Source organism: Chryseobacterium sp. YIM B08800 (assembly GCF_026163565.1).
Classification (GTDB): Bacteria; Bacteroidota; Bacteroidia; order Flavobacteriales; family Weeksellaceae; genus Chryseobacterium.
Window position 1 is genome coordinate 76,494 of record NZ_JAPDKN010000016.1, and the last position, 19,655, is coordinate 96,148.

17 protein-coding genes are annotated in these 19,655 nt (G+C 33.0%); 11 read left to right on the top strand and 6 right to left on the bottom strand.

Annotated elements, in window-relative coordinates:
• Nucleotides 1–14: 14 nt before the first annotated feature.
• The 4 genes from OEW74_RS07765 to OEW74_RS07780 all read right to left on the bottom strand — a co-directional run bounded on the left by OEW74_RS07765 (nt 15) and on the right by OEW74_RS07780 (nt 4,071).
• Nucleotides 15–662 carry a response regulator transcription factor gene (locus OEW74_RS07765; protein WP_265427930.1) on the bottom strand — a complete coding sequence of 216 codons (648 nt, stop codon included), beginning with the start codon at nt 660–662 and terminating at the stop codon, nt 15–17.
• Nucleotides 663–1,109: 447 nt separating this feature from the next.
• A complete protein-coding gene (locus tag OEW74_RS07770; protein ID WP_265427931.1) occupies nt 1,110–2,669 on the bottom strand; it encodes an Rne/Rng family ribonuclease in 1,560 nt (519 codons plus the stop codon).
• 298 nt (nt 2,670–2,967) lie between these two features.
• Nucleotides 2,968–3,258, bottom strand: coding sequence for an HU family DNA-binding protein (locus OEW74_RS07775; protein WP_034674127.1), 291 nt, complete (start codon nt 3,256–3,258; stop codon nt 2,968–2,970).
• A 141-nt stretch (nt 3,259–3,399) separates the two neighbouring features.
• Complete coding sequence (locus OEW74_RS07780; protein ID WP_265427932.1) at nt 3,400–4,071, bottom strand: response regulator transcription factor; 672 nt, start codon at nt 4,069–4,071, stop codon at nt 3,400–3,402.
• 179 nt (nt 4,072–4,250) lie between these two features.
• On the opposite strand from OEW74_RS07780, the gene tssO (OEW74_RS07785) reads away from it, so the two are divergent.
• From tssO (OEW74_RS07785) to OEW74_RS07830, 10 genes are all read left to right on the top strand, one after another.
• The gene (gene tssO, locus OEW74_RS07785) at nt 4,251–4,781 is read left to right on the top strand and encodes a type VI secretion system TssO (RefSeq protein WP_265427933.1); all 531 of its coding nucleotides are present in this window, start codon (nt 4,251–4,253) and stop codon (nt 4,779–4,781) included.
• 20 nt (nt 4,782–4,801) lie between these two features.
• A complete protein-coding gene (tssO, locus tag OEW74_RS07790) occupies nt 4,802–5,320 on the top strand; it encodes a type VI secretion system TssO (RefSeq protein WP_265427934.1) in 519 nt (172 codons plus the stop codon).
• Nucleotides 5,321–5,357: 37 nt separating this feature from the next.
• Nucleotides 5,358–6,269, top strand: coding sequence for a PKD domain-containing protein (locus OEW74_RS07795; RefSeq protein ID WP_265427935.1), 912 nt, complete (start codon nt 5,358–5,360; stop codon nt 6,267–6,269).
• Between the two features lie 49 nt (nt 6,270–6,318).
• On the top strand, nt 6,319–8,718 hold the full coding sequence (tssR, locus tag OEW74_RS07800) for a type VI secretion system protein TssR domain-containing protein (protein WP_265427936.1): 2,400 nt from the start codon (nt 6,319–6,321) through the stop codon (nt 8,716–8,718).
• Between the two features lie 92 nt (nt 8,719–8,810).
• Nucleotides 8,811–9,314, top strand: a complete 504-nt coding sequence (locus OEW74_RS07805; protein WP_265427937.1) for a DUF4280 domain-containing protein — start codon at nt 8,811–8,813, stop codon at nt 9,312–9,314.
• An 18-nt stretch (nt 9,315–9,332) separates the two neighbouring features.
• A complete protein-coding gene (locus OEW74_RS07810) occupies nt 9,333–12,467 on the top strand; it encodes a hypothetical protein (RefSeq protein WP_265427938.1) in 3,135 nt (1,044 codons plus the stop codon).
• Nucleotides 12,467–13,378, top strand: a complete 912-nt coding sequence (locus OEW74_RS07815; RefSeq protein ID WP_265427939.1) for a hypothetical protein — start codon at nt 12,467–12,469, stop codon at nt 13,376–13,378. Before OEW74_RS07810 ends, OEW74_RS07815 begins: the two co-directional genes overlap by 1 nt.
• 151 nt (nt 13,379–13,529) lie before the next feature.
• Nucleotides 13,530–14,330 (top strand): hypothetical protein, encoded by an 801-nt coding sequence (locus OEW74_RS07820; protein WP_265427940.1) that lies wholly within the window; start codon nt 13,530–13,532, stop codon nt 14,328–14,330.
• A 42-nt stretch (nt 14,331–14,372) separates the two neighbouring features.
• Entirely contained in the window at nt 14,373–14,840 is a 468-nt protein-coding gene (locus tag OEW74_RS07825; protein ID WP_265427941.1) for a hypothetical protein, read from the top strand.
• Between the two features lie 39 nt (nt 14,841–14,879).
• Entirely contained in the window at nt 14,880–15,836 is a 957-nt protein-coding gene (locus OEW74_RS07830) for a hypothetical protein (protein WP_265427942.1), read from the top strand.
• A 326-nt stretch (nt 15,837–16,162) separates the two neighbouring features.
• Here OEW74_RS07830 and OEW74_RS07835 read toward each other — a convergent pair whose 3' ends face one another.
• Entirely contained in the window at nt 16,163–17,956 is a 1,794-nt protein-coding gene (locus OEW74_RS07835) for an endonuclease (protein ID WP_265427943.1), read from the bottom strand.
• Between the two features lie 272 nt (nt 17,957–18,228).
• Between OEW74_RS07835 and OEW74_RS07840 the strand changes: the two genes are divergently transcribed.
• Entirely contained in the window at nt 18,229–19,035 is an 807-nt protein-coding gene (locus tag OEW74_RS07840) for a T9SS type A sorting domain-containing protein (protein WP_265427944.1), read from the top strand.
• Nucleotides 19,036–19,126: 91 nt separating this feature from the next.
• Here OEW74_RS07840 and OEW74_RS07845 read toward each other — a convergent pair whose 3' ends face one another.
• On the bottom strand, nt 19,127–19,654 hold the full coding sequence (locus tag OEW74_RS07845; protein WP_265427945.1) for a DUF4136 domain-containing protein: 528 nt from the start codon (nt 19,652–19,654) through the stop codon (nt 19,127–19,129).
• Nucleotide 19,655 lies beyond the last annotated feature (1 nt).

A 19,655-nucleotide genomic window follows, 5' to 3' on the forward strand; every position in this document is an offset into this window, starting at 1 on the left:
AAAACTTAAAATTTTTAGTGGATGATGTTGTTTTCCAAAGCGTATTTTACTACACCCACCGAGTTTCTTACATTGAGTTTTAAAAGAATTCGCTTTCTGTGAGTTTCTACCGTATTGATACTGATAAAAAGTTTTTCGCTGATGTCTTTACTGCTCAATCCGTCGCAGATTAGTTTCAAAATCTCCATTTCACGCTTTGTTAAAGGGTCTTTAATGTGAGAATTTTGTTTTTCCTGCTCGTGGCTGATGTAGTTAATCATCATCTCTTTTGCATAATCGCAGATGTAGATCTCGTTTGAACTTAATGCTTGAATTGATTTTAAAAATTCGTTGTAAGAACTGTTTTTGTCGAGGTAACTTTTAATTCCTTTCGTAAAAAGTTTTCTAATTGATGTCACATCAAATGAATGCCCGATTACAATAATCTTAATGTTTTTGTTTTCAGCAACAATATTTTCTATGGAAGAGTACATTTCTGTACGTACTAAAATACCGGAGCTGATCATTAAAAATTCTGGAGGATCATTCTTGATGTGTTTAGAAAGATTTTCGTACGAATTAAAAATTTCGATCGAACTAAAAATCTTGTTTTGAACAAGAATTTTTGATAAACCCTCCGCATATAACAGTGGCTCATCAAAGATTGTTAATTTAGGTTTCATCAGGGTAAGTTTTCAATATATAAATATAATAAAAATTATAATATTTTGCACTAAATAAACCACTTTGTTGCGTTTTTAATTAATATAATTGTTGTTTTTGTGTGAAAATGATAATTTACGTTTAATTATATCATTAGTTGTTGATTAATCGTGTTTTTATCATTTTTTTGATGGTTAAAATGTCTGTATAAATCGGTATTTACATGAATTTATTAAATTTTTATAGAATATTTATTTCACAAGTAGGGAATTGAACATTGGGGTTGAAAAAAAGTCTTTTTCAAAAATTATTTCATGTAAGCCTTAAATTTTTTAAAAAGCTGTAAAATCAATGAAAATAATGTGATTTTTAAATGTAGAAAAACCTCGTTTAATGTGTGAAAAAGTAAGCTGTGATAAAATTTAAAATAAAAAAGCCTCCAAAATATGGAGGCTGTACAATGTTTTTTAATTAGAATATCCGCTCAATTCTTCTTTGTTGGAATTGTAGATTTTGTATTCTAAATACTTGAAAGAATCCCTAGGAATAATGGTGACCCATTTTTTGTACTTCAAAAACCATTTCATCTGGATGCTTTTAAGACCTTTAGTAAGGTAAGCTTCTACGAAAGGGTGTACATGCAGGAAAAGTTTTCCTTTTTCTTTCTGCATAATGGTTCTGATGGTGTCTCCCATTTTCTCAACAATTACGATTGGAGCTACTATTTCTCCATCTTTGTTGGGGTTTTCTTCTTTAATGTCGATTTGTTTTTCCGGACGGTTTCTTTGTCTTGTGATTTGTATCAATCCAAACTTACTTGGAGGTAAAATCTTGTGACGTGCTTTGTCGCGGCTCATTTCTGTTTTAAAATGCTCATACAAATCTCTTCTGTGATCGGGGTTGGTCATGTCGATAAAATCTACAACGATGATGCCTCCCATATCGCGAAGACGCAATTGTCTTGCTATTTCTGTGGCTGCCATTTTGTTCACATTCAGTGCGTGTTCTTTATTGGCAGTGTTTCCGGCGGTAATATTATTTCCGGAATTGACGTCGATTACGTGCAACGCTTCTGTGTGTTCTATCACCAGATAAGCGCCTTTTGAACTTGGAATATTTACGTGTTTTCCGAAGCTTTGTTTTAGCTGCTTTTCAACGTTATAATATTCGAGAAGAGGAATGTGGGAGTCGTAGAACTGAACGATATTTTTTCGTTCCGGAGCTATTACTTCCAGATAATTTTTCATTTCGTCTACCATTTGCTCGTCATCGCAAAAGACATTTACAAAATCCTGGTTAAAGTTATCTCTCAGAATAGACGATGCTTTATCATCTTCGCTCAAGACTTTAGAAGGTACTTTGTTTTTCTGAATATTCTTAAAAGTATTCTCCCATTTCTGAATCAGTTGATTCATATCATTGTGGAGATCAGCTACTTTCTTGCCTTCTGCTACTGTTCTGATGATGACGCCAAAACCTTCCGGCTTTATACTGTCGATCAGGGTGCGAAGCCTTACTTTTTCTTCAGAACTGCTTATTTTTTTTGAGATTGAAACTTTATTGTCGAAAGGTATCAAAACCAAAAAACGTCCTGTTAAAGAAATTTGGGTAGAAATTCTTGGCCCTTTTGTGGAGATAGGCTCCTTGGTAATTTGTAATAAAACGATATCATCTTTGGCGATGATCTTATCTACAGTCCCGTTTTTGTCGATTTCAGGCTGAATTTCAAAATTTTTCAAACCTGATAAAGTCTGTTTTTTAGAAACCGAATCTTTTAAAAATTTTCGATAGGTAAGGTATTGCGGTCCCAAATCCTGATAATGCAAGAATGCATCTTTATCATAGCCGATATTTACAAATGCGGCATTAAGATTGGGAGCCAATTTTTTTACTTTTCCTATAAACAGATCTCCTACTACAAAATCATTTTTGTCTTCTTCCTCATGAAGTTCACATAGTCTACCATCCTCCAGCAAAGCAATCTTTGTAAGATCATCTTCATGCGAAACTATTAGTTCTTTCTTCATTTTTAAAATTAAAGATAAAAAGATTGGTGATGAAATTTGAGGTTAATGATGGCTCATTGTTCTCAATTTCTTACTGTTTTACATAACAAAATATAGTCGGTGAATATTAAAAAATTAAAAACACCAACTATATTATTATACTAAAAATCCCGAAGGAGATTATTTTTTCTTATGTCTGTTCGCTCTTCTTCTTTTCTTTCTTTTGTGTGTTGCAACCTTGTGTCTTTTTCTTTTCTTTCCGCTTGGCATAATGTTAAATTTTTTTTAAGTAACTAGTTAATATTAATTATTTCTCTCTTTATTTTACTGCAACCTTAGTCTTCACTTTCTCCACAAAAGATTTTGATGGCTTGAAAGCAGGAATATTATGTGCAGGAATTTCTATTGCAGTGTTCTTAGAGATGTTTCTTCCCGTTTTTGCTGCTCTTGTTTTCACGATGAAAGATCCAAAACCTCTTAAGTAAACATTGTCTCCATTGTACATAGAAGTTCTGATCTCCTGCATAAAAGCTTCTACAACTTTCTGTGTTTCATTCTTTTCGGTCCCCAATTTATTTGAGATGGTGTTTACCAATTCTGCCTTTGTCATTTCCTTTGTAAATTTTAAATTTTAGGTGTGCAAATTTAGTCAAAAAAATTGAATATTAACAATTTCGAATGAAAAATGTTTCACATAAACTACTGAGAATTCTGTGTTTAGTATAGTGTACCGCTAAAAGGAGTACTTTTTTTACATGCTGGAATTGTAATATCCGTTTTCTACACAGAAGCGAATGAGATGCAGTTTGGTTTTTAAACCGAGCTTTTCTGTAAGTCTGTTGATGTATGTATCGATGGTACGTGTGCTTAAATTGAGCTTTTCGCCAATCTCTTTATTGCTGAAACCTTCATAGCAAAATTTCATCAATTGGATTTCTGTTGACGACAATTCTTCCTGGCTTTTTTTCTGACGGTTCATATATTCCTGAACTGCCAAAGGTTGTTTCTTCCATTTTTCGGAATATGCTTGATAATCAAATTCTTGAGAGGTAATTTGACCTTTGATGATGTCTTTTATAATATTGCTGTTTTTTTGGCAGTAATAAATGTTTGGAATCTTGTCTAAAATCTCTGCCATGTCTTCCTGATAAGTTCCGGAATAGGTAATGATTGGTGTTTCGCTATTGTTTTTTCGGATAAATTTTATAGCTTCAATACCACTGAGAACGGGCATGAAAAGTTCTATAATAAACACATCTTCCTGTTTCCTGTAGATGCGATTAATCAACTCATGACCGTTATTGCAGTCGTTGAGCAGCATATTAAATGGGTTTTCCAAGAGCGTTTTGATCATTATTTTTTTAAAATAAAAATCGCTGTCCGCAATAGAAAATCTTACCGTATTGGTCAGTAATTTACTCATTTTATTTTTGTGATTTGGTATGGGCAAAATAAAATTCTGCTGTCTAAAATAAGAAAATCTTTCGGATCTGGAAATTAAAGTTAACATTAAAAAATTGTAAATAGTATTGTATGCATTGAATTTAATTTTGTGCATAAATGTTTTTTTTCCTATTTTCACAATCCAAATCAAATCACAACATGTCTTCTAATAGAGAAAAAAAGTTAAACAAATCTGATGTCAGATTAGGTATATGGAAGTTTATCCTTTCATTTATTATACTGTCTGCTATTTCATTTACCAGTGTATTCTTCTTTTTTAAGAGTTACGACAGGCAGCTTGCCGGTGTTGATGAAGAGGTGCGTGCTTACCGAGATCTTCAGGCTAAAGACAATCTTCTTCGTATCCACGTTGACAGTATTTACGCAAGAATGGAAATGCTGGATTCTGACAAAGCTTATAACGATAACTATTTACGTACTTACATTCTCGACAACGTTCGCGAAGCTCAACAGATCATGGGAGCAGACAGCGCTAATAACTTAAAGCACTACGCCGTTTTAATGCAAAAAATTAAGCCCATGCTTAATCTTAAAAGCCAGATTATCAATGTTTCTTTTAAACAACAAATTGCGATACGTAATGTTCAGGAATGTCAAGGGAAATCTAATCAGATTAATAACAAGATGAAAATAGATCCTACCAGAAAATTTACGGGGCGAAGAAGATAATTATTTAAAGTTTAGAAATTATGCAGGGACAAGTTACATTATCAAAAAAAGAAAAACACTATCAGTTTTTTTACCTCATACTAATGCTTATTGTAGCACTTTTCTTTTTGGGAGTGATTTTTCTAAAAGGTTTTGCATCGCCATTTTCTGAAGCAGATACCAATTCGTTACAGATTTTGGATCAGAAAGTGAAGTTTGATCAGCAACAAAAAATAGGTTTAAAATTAATAGATACCGCTTCGGCAAGAGTCAACAGATTGTCTATGGAAATTCAGCAACCTGTAGAAAGGAATGATGCTGAATATGCAATACAAGATTTAGCGAATACGTTTCAGAATGTTGTTGTTAATGATTCACGAAAATTGGCTTTTCCGCAAATCGGAAAATTCTTTAAAATGAATATGGTAGATAAAGACAGAATCATGAAAATGAATGAAACCACAAAAACATTCGAAAAACAGTTTGAAGACTGCCAATTAGGATACAAAGAAAAAAGCCAGACCCTGAGAGATCGGAATAATGCTTTAAACCCAAGATAACACCAAAAATACACAAAACACATCACAAAAATTTACTATGAATTATTTTCAAAAGAACAGGAAGAACATCATTATTGGTGTAATTGCCACATTGCTTATTGCTGCACTCGTCGCATTGTGGCTGCAAAAAAAGGTCATTCATTCAGAAAGTGATATTGAAGGAGTAGTTTTTCCGTCTTCGCTTTATACAGGAGATACTTTAACGTTTCAGGATAAAACTCCATTTGCAAAATTCAAAAAATGGGATTTTGGCGATGGCCAAACTTCAGAAAAAGACAAAGGAATTCATTTTTACAATAAACCGGGTTATTACAACGTGACCTTGATTATTGATAATAAATATTCTAAATCTTTCCCGATTATGGTTTCCCCAAGAGGAATTCCGAAACCTAAAGACAGCACAGTCGGAGTAACGAAGATTGACGCCCAAACTCAGGCAATGCAGTATGAAAATATCCAATTTCGTGCACTTTCAGATGCTACACAGTTTACCTGGAGATTTGGAGAAACCGGAAAAATAGATGCTAAAGACAAGCTAGCTATTTATGCGTTTCAAAAACCTGGAGACTACACCGTTACATTGTATACCGAAAAAGATTTGGAGCCTATTGAACACCGTATAAAAATCTTACCGGCGTATAATTCTATGCAGGACGAAGAGCCTACTTTAGACGAATTGTATGCGAAAAAAGATAATGATTTTAAATATCACTTGCAGCAAATTGCCAATGGTAACAGTTTCAATATGCATTACAATTATCTTTTGAAAACCTATTTGTGTAATAACGAGAATGCAATTGTAAAAGTTACAGACAGCAAAGTCAATAATTTTTATCTGTATTGTGCGGGTCTTCAATTTGATAAAAATACAGTAATACAATCTGTAAAGTTAAATTTTGATGATGGAATGACTTGTGTAACCAAAGTTGACATCAACCAAAGCAAATAAAAAATTGCTCGTTTATCGGGCATTACACCAACTTATAAAGAAAATTAAGATGAAAAATAAATTTCCTCTAGCAGCTTATTATATAGGGTTTTCGGTTTTGCTGACGAGTTGTCAGGTAAAATTGCCGTCAAAAAAAACTCCTGAACCGCAACAATATGGGCAAATAGATAATGCTCCGGTAATTAATGGTTTTCCAAAAAAATCGGCTCCCTGGATTGTTATTTCAGACCGATCAAGAAATACGGCTTATCTTGATAAAAATGATGAAAAATCATACAAAGAAGTAAAGTTTTTAGAACCTTTGATGGTTTTAAAACACAGAGACGGAATGGTAAAAGTAGCAGAATATATTCCGGATGCTTTGATGAAAAAAGTTTCGTCAAAATCGATAAAAACCTACGGCTGGATCCCGGAATCTGATCTTTTGCTTTGGAGCAATTCCTTGAAAAGCGAAAAAACGGGTTATCCTGTAAGAGTAGCGGTTGTTCCTAATAATCCTGATGTTATTAAAAGTGCAGAAAGATATTATAAAAACGATTCAATCATGGTTTTCAACTCGCCAAGTCTTATTGAAGAGGCAAGTGTGAAAATTCCTAACGGACAAATGGTTTATGTTTACAAACAGGCAGAAAACAATAAACGTTTTTTGGTAGGAAAAAAGCCTAGAATAGATATGGACAGTATCAGTACAGGTTTGTATGGCTGGGTGAGTTCTAACGTAATTTCAGCTTGGGGTGAACGTTCTGCTGTAAAAATGAAAAACACAACAGGGATTAAAGAAAGTACTTTAGGAATTCATGAAGGTTCTCCGGGAGCTCCGGATACAGAAAACCGTACGGCTGTTTTGTTGACGGATGTTAATAATAGACCGCCTCTTGAAAATATTTTCCCTGTAACATTGGCTTTAAACGAAGAAGCAAAACCAGATCTTAAAACGAAGTATTTTACCAATGTTTTAGATTACAGTAAAAACTTTGTTAAAAACGTGTTGGGAGAACCTATTGTTTTTGACCGTTACAAAGAAATAATTGAAAAAAACAAGAAAATAAATATTGTTTTTGTTTTAGATATAAGTGAAGCCAATAAACCCTATATCCCTATTGTAAGCTCGCTTTTGCAGGATCTTCAGTTGAAATTTGAAAAACCTTCTTATTTTAATTCTGTAAAATACGGTGTAGTTCTTTATAAAAACAATTCTTGCGGAGAAAATGTAATTCCGTCACCTTTAAGTAAAGATTATAACAAAGTAATGAGCTTTATTGAAGATAAAATGAATGAAATGAATTGTCCTAGTAGTGTTGGAAATCAGCCGGTAAATGAAGGTCTTATTGCTGCCGGAAATTTACTTTCCGGTGTTCCGGACGAAGCTAATATTGTAGTTACAATTGGTACTTCCGCAAACCGAAGCGGAAATATGTACAGCGTTATAGGCTCATTAACACAAGCTCAGGCAAGATTGATTATGTTCCAAACTAATGCTCGCTCTTCCGATACTTACAACGATTTTGTTTTAATATCAGAAAATATAGTAACCAACACAGCTAAAAATGTTGCTGAACTAAAAAAGCAGAAAATTATCAATCAAAGTGATGTCTTAACCAAGAATAACTTTAGTTTAATAGAAAGTGATGCAGGCTTCTTTTCTTTAGATTTCCCAAAGCAGAGTATGGCTCAGGGATTTGTTATTTTTCCTAAAAAAGGAGACATTACCGCACCGGGACTTTTGGTGAAATCTGTTGATAGTCTCATTGCTCAGGTAACTTACGACAATGAAATGATAGATAAGTCTTTAAATGAACGTTTCCATTCTTCAGTTGGAGCTGGGAAAACGGAGGTAGATTTTAAATATAAATATTTGTATCCGGGATTAACGAATCCTGTTCCTTCAGGGATTGCAGCACAGTTGATTAATTATGGAAATCCGTTTTTAGCGAAAGGATATATCCCTAAAGAATTGATGGATTACAAACAGAATATGGAAAAGGGTATTCTTGTTTCAGAGAGCGAATACGATCAGCTGAAGAATTTCTATAAAGAAGTTTATGAAAATACTGGGGCTGCAAGAACAGACTTTAAACAAGGAAGAGCAGTAAGAGAATATGTTAAGTTATTAAAAAAGTACAATCCAACACTGAAATTCTTAGACAAAGGAGAGCTATATAAACAGCCAATGTCTTATGCAGTAGGAGTGAGTACAGGTTTTGATAATTCTGATGAAGAAAAAATGTCGAAATATATGCTTGCAGGCTGGAAAAAATCTGATATCATCACCAATGAAGAAGCAAGAACTTATTTTAAATATTACAAAGATCTTGCAGACAGAATGCTTACTTATAGAAATAATCCTGCTGTAAAAATTAAACAGAACGGGCAGGAATTTTATTGGCTTAATGAGTATTTTATGCCAACAATGCTTCCTGTGGATGAACCGGAATATACTCAACATTAATTAGTTATACCATAATAAAAAGCAGAGAATTAATTTTCTGCTTTTTTATTTTTAAATAGTTTTTGTTATCTTTGAGTACCAAATATCACATTATGTCTACTCAATCATCGTCTCATGATGGTAAACACTTCGTTGTTCAAAAAGGAACATGCCAGTGTAACCAGGGAGATCAGTTTCCTAAGCATATCGTCAATGCACACAACAAACATTTCTGGAATGATTCTGAAGGAAATGCAGATTATTTAGCGGTTACCGAAGATGATCTTCAGTTTGATCCACCAGGTCCAAGTTTTGGAAAATGTAAATTAAAACCCAGTTCGGGTGGTTACCTTCCCTGTGCTTATGCTCCTGCCGGAAAATGGCAGAAAACTTACGAAAAAGTTTTGGTCATGGGTAAAAAGTGTGTGACAGAAATTTCAGAGCTTCAATGTACAACGGGCGGGAAAATTACGATCAAAGATCACGGACAGCGTGGTGAAATGAGCAAAAAGAATGTGAAAAATGCTGATGCAAAAGTAATCAGACATGCAAATCCTCTTGTGGATGTGAATGACTTTAAAGAAACTGTAATGGAAAGCGAAATCGACGCTTATTAATTTTTAATTTTTTCTGAAATGTCTAAAAAAGGAGTTTCAAAAATATCCGGAAATCCTTCGCCAAAAGTTGGGGAAGCTGTTACTTACACCGTTACAGAGTGGTATCCTTCCACTCCTCAAAACCAAAGGAATCCGGCAAATGTTATTTGGGAATTATTTAAAAAAAGACCTAACGGAAGATTTACTTCAACCAATATCAAAAAAAAAGGTGTTGGGAACTTTACTTTCGGAGAGGTTGCGCAAAAACACACCTATCGTTTAGAAGCTTATCTTTTTGAACCTGAAGGAAGCGGCGCATCAACAATAGAAATCAATCCTCAACCTACAGCTGTTCCAAAAATTGAAAAAGTAGAACTTCAGTATGTAGACGATTCACCGGGAACGGTTTTTAGTTTTACAGAAAAAATGAGAGCTCGTGCACAATGTGTGAATTTGAATGGTAAAAAATTAAAGTTTACGCTTTGGGAAGATGATGCAACAGGCAAAGGACACGATGCAAAAAATCTTTTAATTGAAACCCAAGAAGCTACCGTAGATAAAAGTGGTGTTGCTACGGCCGAATTTATGCTTACCCGTGCTTTGATGCAAAAAGCCATGCAGGGAGAAACAAATCCTAAACAACTTGAGTTTTATGTTACGGTAGAATATTTTTCGCACAAAAAGCATGCAACTGATAATGTGAATGTAGATAATCCTTTGCATACATCTGCGCCAAATCCCCAACCAATACCACAACAACCAACAAATAATCCTCCGGCTCAATCAACACCTGAAACTCCATCAAATAAAACACACCCCAGAGCCGAAAATTCTCCTGCTGCAGAAAAGCCGATATCCCGGATGGAAGAAAGGGGAGTTGCTGGACAGAATCCAAACCCAGCTGAAGGAGAATTGCATGATTATGATGAAGCTAAAGGAACTATTAACCCTGAACAACCATCAACTCCGCAATCAAATGAAGGGAAAACAGTGACTACTGTTGAAGATTCTTCGGTGGAAGAATTATTGGATGCTTATTTTGCTAAAAAAGAATATACTAAACAAACTGGTGAAGCAGCCGGAACCTTAGAATACAAGTTTGGAAGCAATGGAAATAAAACAGCTACTGATGCAGAAAAAGAAAAAATAGCAAAAATTATTTTAGGCAAGTCTGCTGTAAAAGCATTAGCAGACAAAAAAGAATATACAACTTTGGAAGCCATTAAACAGGTTCTCTCCAAAGAAGTTTACAATAAAGATGAAAAAGTAAGTTTCCAAACCTTTAAATTGGGAGCTGAGTTCAAGAAAATTACTTCTGCACCTTTAGACACAAAATTATATTTAGTGGCAAAAACTGCAGGTTCAGGTCTAAGTGATAAACAGGCTACAATTATTATTAAAGAAAAAGATGGATTGATTAAAGGTTCGGCAGGGGCTGTTTTACCAATCTTAGAAATTAATGAAGAACAAATGGATCAGGCTACTCCTACCACAGGAGAAGTTCCGGGAACTGAAAAAAACGAGTTTACAGGGAAAATAGAAAACGGAATGGTGAAAATTCCTGTTCATCTGAGACCGAAATCTAATGATGAACTGAAACAGTGGAGAGAGAAACTGAAAAAAGGGAAACAAGACGGTGAATACACCTATACATTCAGTAATGTAAACGGTACTGCTATCACTGCCGAAAATAAAAAAAGTTTATCTGCAACTATTGCGAAAAATGCTAAAGAAGGAAAATTAGGCAATCCCAAAATTGAAAACGGTAAAGTTGCTTATGCCGAAGATATTGAAGCCGTATTACAAGTTAAAACATATACAAGAGGTGAGACTATAAAATTTAATTTATATAAAAAAGAAAAGGAATTATTGTATCTTAATGTTAAAGCACAAGGTGAAAAACAGCATGATAAAGAATTTTTGAAAGCGGAGGGTGCTTATTTTGTAGTTGGTGGAAATTGTTTCTGTAATAGGAATATTGAAAAAATTGAGTTTGAAGATATTTTGAAAAAACTTCGTGAAAGTGAGAGAATAGCAAATACTACAGAATTGTTTTTTGCTGATAACTGTAATTTAGATGATAAGACATTAGCAAGTTTCGTCGATCAGCTAAATACCACTTTGGATCAATACAATATTAGTACTTGTATAAGAAAAATACATTTTTTAGCCCAAATTTATCATGAAACAGACAGGCTGCAAACAACTAAAGAATATGGAGGAACAAAAAGATACAGCCCCTATGTCGGAAGAGGAATTATGCAACTGACTCATGATTCCGGGTATGCAAGATATAAAGCATATTCAGGAATTGACGTTGTAACAGATTATGAAAAAGTTGCAGAAGAATTAAAACTTACTGTAGATTCGGCAGGATGGTTTTGGAAACAAGGAAAGGAGTTGAGTCCTGGAACTTCTTGGGCTGTACCTCGAACCAAGTTTAGCGAATTTGATGGTTCGACTGGAAAACAATATGCTAAACAAGAATTCACTTACGAACTTGATGGTGTATCAAGAAAATATGGAACAGTTGATATGAATCTTTTAGCCGATGCTGATTATATTGATACAATTAGTTGGCTTGTAAACGGAGGTGATAACGGCAGAATGGAAAGAAGAGAATATTTGAAGAAATTAAAAGACATTTTTAATTATCCTGAAGATTGTGAAAATGCCGGACAATCGAATGCTGGAAATAGTAATGTAAATATTCATTTTAGTGGGCAGTCTGCTCATGCAGATGCAGTTTCTGAATATACAAGAGGTATTTTAAGAGAAGTTGGAGAAGCCACAGAAAATATGGATATTTACATCACAAGTACAGCCAGAACTCCTAATGATCAAGCCAGAATTATGTATGATAATGCAAGTAGAGATTTACAAGAGCAAAGAAGAACCTATAGAGCCCCCGGACAATCGGTGATTGATGTTTTTGAACAAAATCAAAACCAGCCGAGAGATAGGGTTATTGCTCTCATGGAAGCAAGGATAAACGAATTAGGTCCATCAAGTGTCTCGAGACACTGTGCAGACCCAGCTGTTACCAATGTATTTGATGTATCTATTTCTAGACTTACAAATCCTAATGATTTCTTAACGCAGATCAGGGGGAGAACGGAAGTACAGACAGTTTTAAACGAAAACGGAGCCTATCACATAGAAATTTCTCAATAATGAAATTAAATATTTTTAATACAATTTTACTGTTAATATTATTTACATCATGTAAAAAAAATGTTGACTTTTCAAAAACTAATGCTGCAATTAATGCTAAAGAAACCTGTAAAGAACAAGTTATTTCGGCTTCCGGCTATTTTTTGGTAACTCCTGATAATGTGGAAATAGATTCCTTAAAGAATGCCATGGGAGAAAACTTTTTTACCATTGCCGATGATAGTAATTATTATATTGCAGAAATCAATGAATCATTAAAAAATTCACTGCAAAAGATTGATGCAGACTGTATTAATTTTAAAAATGAAAAGTACACGCTTAATAAAAAGAATGAAAAATTAAATTGGTATATCATTGATTATAAAAAAGGTGAAAAGCCTAAGATTGTCTCATTGGTTGACTTTTATCAAAAAATATCTCAAAAACAAGCTTTTGCAGATAACAATCCCTCAAACCAAATAATTGATAAACTAAATAAAAGTAAGACTTTAAATGCATTTACATTTGATATAAATGGTGATGGGAAAGAAGATAAGATTTTTAGTAACAAACCGAATACAGGAGATAGTTTGCTGATTTTTTTTAAGACAGATAAAGATTATAAGTTGGTTTTAGAAACTACAAACTTTTCTCAGGATGGAGGTCATCAGTTTTCTACAATCAAAAAGAATGGAAAAGGTTTTTCCGTAAAAACAGATTTTCCTGATGGAGCAGACGATTATCTTTATAACATATCATATATTGAAGATCAATTTATTTTAAATAAAGTAATTCACCATCTTCAATCTTGGCAGAATAAAACTAGTCAGCAGTGTGATTTTAATACTAACATTAATTTGAAAAATTCAAAAGATGAAATATGGAAAAAACTGGTGAATTACGAAGACAGAGCAAATTGTTTTAATAAATGAGTAAACTTCTTTGAAAAATAATTTTAAGACTAATTTGCACGTATTTTCTTCAAAATAAAATCTAAGGAGAGGCCTACAAGAATGAAATATAAACCAAAATATCATCAAACATCAAGGTAATTAAAAGTTTTAAAATTTATTATCAAGAAAAATGAAGCAAAGTGCAATAATATTTTTCATCTTATTGGTGTTTGGATGCCAAAAAGCATCTAGCAAAATAGAGCAGACTTCTATGGCAAAATCTGTAGAAACTTCTTTACAAAAAACAGTTTTAGAGAATTCTGAAATCAATTGTGAAGAGTTTTTTCGGCAGATTGTTTTGTCTAGTAATCTGTCTGCAGTTAAAAATTACAAAGATGTTTTTGTGCGAATTGAAAGCAGCTCAGAAGACAAAATTGTTTTGGAATTATATGTGAAAAGCAATCTTTCAGAATCTTCCCAAAACAAACAAATTGTAGAAAATGCCGTTGCCTGGCTCAATTTTATACCAGACTCTGAAAAACTTTTAGATATTACGGCTGATCCTGAAGAGCCGGTTGAGTTGACTTTTAATAAAGAGCTGCTAAAAAAGTTTGATTTCAGTAAAGCTTGTGGTCTTCAACCTAAAACAAGTGAAAAGCAAAGCAGAAATTTATCAAAAACAAACTGTAAAGAAATTTCAGGCGATATGCTTTCTGGTGAAGAATGTGTTGTTTCATCAAATTCTTTAGAAGCTGTTTATAAAGAAATGATAGATAAATCGTTAGTGAGAGATGCTGAATTTCTCTTGAAAAAACTTCCGAAAATTAATACTTCTGAAAAAATTAATAAAAATGGAATTGTTGAAATCTCATATAAAGTAAAACCAAATACCGTTATCATTGAAATGCTTTATGAAGGCGGACTTACAGATATTGAACTCAACAAAGAAAATCAAACCGTGAAAAGAAAAATTGTTTACAACGCAGATTAATTTCACTAAATTTAATCTTATAAACACTTTATCAAAAAGTCAATGTTTAAATTTAATATCGTTCTAGGAATATTAATTTTTTTAATTATCGCTTGCAAAGAAGAAAAGGAAGCTTCCAAAGAAGTTGTGATTTCCGAAAAATCCGATTCTTTAAATTTGAAAACAATTGTTAAAACAGAAATTCCCCGGAAGACCTTTTCCTGGCTTGGAAATTATTCCTGTAATTTTTTGAGGATGAAAGAAGAGTCAGCTGATCCGAGAGGTTGGGGAATGATCAGGATAAAGATTAAAAAAGATTCTGTAAAATTTGGCTTGGATACCTATATTGAGAATTTTGGAAAAGATTTAACTGTTGTGAATCAGAGCGAAGATAAAATTATTCTTGCATTAAAAAATAAAAAAGATTCCACCTTTATAATCACAAAAAATAAACACAAATATTTTTTGAAAAGTAACTTTATTAACCAAACAGTTGGGGAAACAGAAATTTACGAACTGAAAAAAGAATGATTAGCTTAAAAATAGTTTTCTAAGAAAGATGAAAAATCTATGATGATCCATTTTATACTTCCCGGAGATAACCTAGAAAATATTGCTGAGAAAATCAGGCTTGAAAATCCTGTTTATCTTAAAGAATTTCACAATCAACATTGCCTGAAAGAAGATTTTATTGTTGATGATTTGGTTCCCGGGAAAAAACTGCTGCTGCCCGATTTTACGAAAATCAAAACCTATAATGATAAAAATGATGCTCCTTTTAAAAGTCCGGAATTAAATCCTAAAATCGTTTTTAATCCGATTGGCTTTAATGAAAAATTTAAAACTACAATTAAAGAATCATCCATCAATGATGCTAAAACTATTGACAAAAGTTTTTCTTATATCGCATCTTTGCAATGGATAAAAAATGAATTGGGTGAACATCTCTTTCATTTTACCAAAGATCAGTTTTCAAATCGCAATAACACAAAAATGGAAAGTCTGGCGATTGAAAGCATGAAATATTTATATCCTATTGAAGTTTTTGTAAACGTCAAAGGTGAGATTTTGCGAACTGCTTTAAAGAAACAAACTTTGAATAATTTTAATCAGATTAAAGAAAAATTATTAGATTTTTTTCCGGATAAATATGCTGAAATATATCTTGAAGAATTTGAATATGCTGCTTTGAATCCCGATATTTTTGATCAGAGAATGAAAGAAGACTGGTTTCTGAAAAGCTACTTTTCATCTTTCCGAAATCCTTTTGAAAACGGCAAATCTTTTTTTGAATTGTATTTAGAAAAAACTGTATTAAACATTCAGCAAACTGCAAAATTAACGGATAACAAAGAAGAAATTCTATTACATCAAACCTTAAAAAATAAGGAAGAAAACCAGGATGATTTCACAGGGAATCTATCAGTTTCTAAAAATAACGGAATGATCAGATCTTTAAATGCAGTATATTCTTACAAAGAATTTTCAGTTTCCTATTCCACAGAATTTTCAATTGTAAATATATAATTTAAACATTTTTTTAATTGCCCGTAATTTCTCATCGTATTTCTTTGCTAAGTTTACGCCGTTGTTTAACTTAAAATCAGCCAATATTTTAAAATTCTTTGTTTCCCTTTGCGTTAAATTAATGAATGTTTCTTTTGTAATTAGTTGATTTTATATTGTTATTATAGTTAGGGAAGCTTTCATTTTTAAATGTTTTCATAATATTCGTGCATTCGTGGCAAATCAACAGTTTATTTCCAATTATTTTCTAAAAAACCGCAAAATATATCTGAAAAAAAACTGCTTCAAAATTGAAACAGTCTTTTTAAATATTTTTATAAAAAAAACTATTTAATCACGAATTTCAGACTCGCTTCATCAAGTTTTAAAATATAAATTCCCTGCAAGAGGCTTTTTATTTTAATTGATTTTCCGTTTTTAAAAGGATTATTGATCGTCTGTATTACTTTTCCCTGTAGATTATAGATTTCCGCTTTTTTGATATTTTGTGTATCACCTTTTACAAAAATTTCCTGATTGGTAATTGGGTTTGGATAAATCTTTAATTCTTTTGGTTCTGCAAGGATATTTGTTGTTTGACTTTGTCTTAAGGTTGAATTATTGCAAGTCCAGCTCAAATTATCAATTGCCACTCTGTTGCTCGAAGAATTATTAATTAAAGCTACCACAACATTCCCTGAAACATTAATATTGTTAATTGTTGTCGTAGTTGCCGTCGTGCTGTAAGGAACTGTTCCAACATTTACTCCATTTACCTGAACGGTGAAGTTCCCATTACTTCCACTGAATTTAAGTTGTGTTGTAACCGTCAAAGATCCAATTCCGTTTGCCGAGCTGCTTGATTTCAAAGAACCATCTCTTACGGTAATTGCTTTGTTGGAAATGGTTTGATCACTTCTTGAGTCTGTTGCCGTCCATGTAATTCCGTTGCTCGTCCATGTTTTAGTTGAATACGATGATGAACTTGCTGTTGGTATTGTTTCAAAAGTTTCATTCACACAATTTGTAGGATTCGGATTGGTTGTTCCTGTATTCGTCGTTGCTGAAACGGTAGTGCTGTTTGCTGAAGAATTTCCGGCAGCATCTTTTGCTTTAATATAAAAATTATAAGTTGTAGAAGGATTTAATCCTGTAACTGTTGTTGAAGTTGAAGAAACATTTGTTTTTAAACTTCCGTTCATATAAACATCGTAAGAACTTACGGCTACATTATCTGTAGCTGCATTCCACATAAGAGAAACCGTGTTGGATGTTTTTCCTGAAACAGTTAAATTAGTAACCGTTGACGGAGCTTGAGTATCAGTTGTTGGAGCTTGTCCTCCCCAAATTTGATTTACATAATTAGGGTTGTCTATAAACGGATTTCTGTTTCCCTGAAAAGTATAAGAAGCATTATTTCTGTTGATTTCTGCCTGCGAAACCGGATCCTGATTATGCCAAGCTAAAAGTACGTTCAGCTCCCAGGTTTGTAGACCTGGAAATGCAGAACTTCCAAGCATATTTCCTGTAGAAAAAGTTGAAAGTTTACTTTGATATCTTGTCACAAAATAGAAAACCATTCTTGCTACATCACCTTTAAACTCATCAATAGGCTCAAAAACTGTCCCCGAAAATCCTGAAGATGACGAGCTTCCCAATTTTGAACCATTTAAAGAAGTAAAACTTGCCGTTCCTACTTTTCCGAAAGGATAATTAGAGCGCATTCCGTTTACTTTTCCATCTGTCGCTCTGATGAAATGAATGTCGTTTTTCATCGGCGAACCTTCATTAAAAAGACTTTGCGGAACGATATGTTCACGATTGTAGCAATTTCCTTCAGTAGAGTAGGTGCCGCACTGATTATTTCCCGGAATAAATTTGTATGGATCTGTGGAGTTTGGTTTTTCAGAATAAATATCAAGAATAGAACCGTCGTTTTCGTAGTTTTTATCAATGTCGGTGGTTTTGTAGGCAGTCCAAAGTCCGTTGTAGCCTTTGTCTTGATGTCCGCTTGTAATGATATTGCTTAAAGCGGTTTTTAATGAAGCTCCCGACAATCCGTTCGCTGAGTTATAATATCCTGCAGGAGCTTGTGCATTCGCTAACTGCGAGAATATCATACAAAAAAGTAGTTTTTTCATAATAATATAATTTGGGTAAGATTATAATAATTTGGTGAATGTAAAATTACATTATTATTAAAGTTTATGTTAGTTAATATTAAATTTTATAAAGCAATGCACAATATTTTAATGTTTTGTTTTGAAACAATAATGTTTAAATATTGTTAGGTTTTATTAAAATAAATTGATTATTTTTTGGATTATGAGTGTTATTTTTATTGATATAAATCATAATTGTTTTCAAAATGATAAAATTATTTATGTTTACTTTTGTTTTAAATTTATTTAGAATGATTAAAAACAACTTTCTTTTTGCTGGTCTTATCACGGCAACTATTTTTACCGGTTCAATATTAAATGCTCAATGCAATCCGGTTTCAGAGTTTTCGGAAAATTTTGATACTTTATCATGCTGTAATATGGGTGTAGTTCCATCTTGTTGGAATAGTATTTTAACTGCAGGAGGAGGAAATCAGATTATTTCAAGCACTTCTCCCGCATCAAGCCCGAGTAATGTTTACCAGACAGGTTATACCAAAATTTCAATTGTTGTGATGCCTCCGCTTACCAATATCAATGCCGGAACGCATCATTTTAAATTTAAAGCAAGGGTAAACTCTGGCCCGGGTCTTTTAGATTTTGGATATATCACCGATGTAAATGATGCTTCAACATTTGTTGTTTTGCAATCGATTACAATTAATAATTTAACGTATGACAACACTTCCGAGAGAACTTTTGATGTACCAACCACAGTTCCTGCAAATGCAAGACTGGCAATAAGAAATCCGGGAACAACTTGGGCAGGACATTATTGGGATGATGCAGTCTGGGAACCGAAAACAGCTTTGTCAACCATTGATTTAAAGTTAAATGATTTTAAAATTTATCCAAATCCGTTTAAGGATGTAATTACTATTTCTGAAACAAAAGAAATTCAACAATTAAAGATTACAGATGTTTCCGGAAGATTAATAAAAACAATCGAAAAACCTTCTTCTAAAATAAACATGAGCGAATTGAAAGCAGCAATTTATTTTATGACTACAGAATTTAAAGACGGCAAATCACAAACCATTAAAATTATCAAAGAATAATTATTTTAAAACCACTCTTATTTTTAACATGTAATCAAAAAAGTCAACACAAAATTTGTGTTGACTTTTAATATAATTTAAAATAAAAATCTTATTTTTTCATTTCCGGAGGATAGTTTGCCATAATTTCGGCAACAATCTGAGGAATTTGTTTTTGTTTAGCTTTTGGTCGGTCTACAGAAATTCCACTACCGATTCCCTGCCAAACTAATTTTTGAGATCTAGAGTCTACAAGATCTACAATAATTGCTCCTTCGTTATAGTTACTAGTCCAGGTTCTGTTCATTCCGATTCCCCAACCGAAACCACCGCCCCATCCCCACATTCCGTAAGGACTTGTACTGTTGATGTCGGTAATTTTTTTGTGGTTAGCTTTTACATTCACAATCAAATCAGGATTTTCTCCCGGTTGAAGTCCTTTCATCTGCAATTGTTTAGACAGCTCATTCAAAACTCTGTCTTTATCGATGTCATTCAGTTTCAAATCATCGATTCTGATTTTATATGTTTTGTAAGTCGTAAAATTAGCAGTTTGAGCATAATCTGAACGTACCTGAAATGGGCTACAAGACGATAAACCTAAACTTGCTGCAAGCAAAATAAAAATATATTTCTTCATT